This window comes from Bradyrhizobium sp. 31Argb, assembly GCF_043638955.1.
In the GTDB taxonomy this organism is placed as follows: domain Bacteria; phylum Pseudomonadota; class Alphaproteobacteria; order Rhizobiales; family Xanthobacteraceae; genus Bradyrhizobium.
Map to the genome: position 1 here is coordinate 1 of NZ_JBEGDB010000702.1, position 548 is coordinate 548.

Genomic DNA, 548 nt, shown 5'->3' on the forward strand with positions numbered 1-548 from the left:
CCTTGCCCAGCAAGGCCGTCAGCGCCTCCTGGAAATCGCCGGTCGAGATGCCGCGCAGGTACAGAATCGGCAACAGCGCATCCAGGCTTCTGGTCCGCCGTGCCCACAGCGGCAGGATCGCCGAGCTGAACCGGATCCGCTCACTATCGCCGGCCGCCCCACGGTCGCGAATCTTCGCCCGCGCGACCTCGACCGGACCGACCCCGGTCTGGATCGTTCGCGCCGGGCCGTAACCATGCCGCACGACACGGGCGCGTCCGTCGGCAAGCTTCAAATCCTTCATCGTGGCAAGAAAGGTCTCGACTTCGACCTCGACGGCCTGCGCCAGAAGCTGCCGCGCACCAGCACGCAGGATATTGGTCAGTGGATCGTCGATCTCGTCGGGCTGACGGAGCGGGACAATGTTGCTAGTCTCGTTCATGGCGTATCGCTCTCCTTGAGAGATCCCATGGGGTGGATTGCAGTCGTATGTCTTGCAGAATAAGGCTGCCTAAACACTCATCCCGAAGGTGATCATGCATACGACCGGACGATCCGCCCACCCGACC

1 protein-coding gene is annotated in these 548 nt (G+C 63.1%); it reads right to left on the bottom strand.

Translation table 11 applies throughout. The annotated features are described in order from the left end of the window. Window positions 1-421, bottom strand: a 421-nt coding sequence (locus AAFX91_RS42355; protein ID WP_394570436.1) for a transposase, incomplete at its 3' end; no start/stop codon positions are given. Between the last annotated feature and the right edge of the window lie 127 nt (window positions 422-548).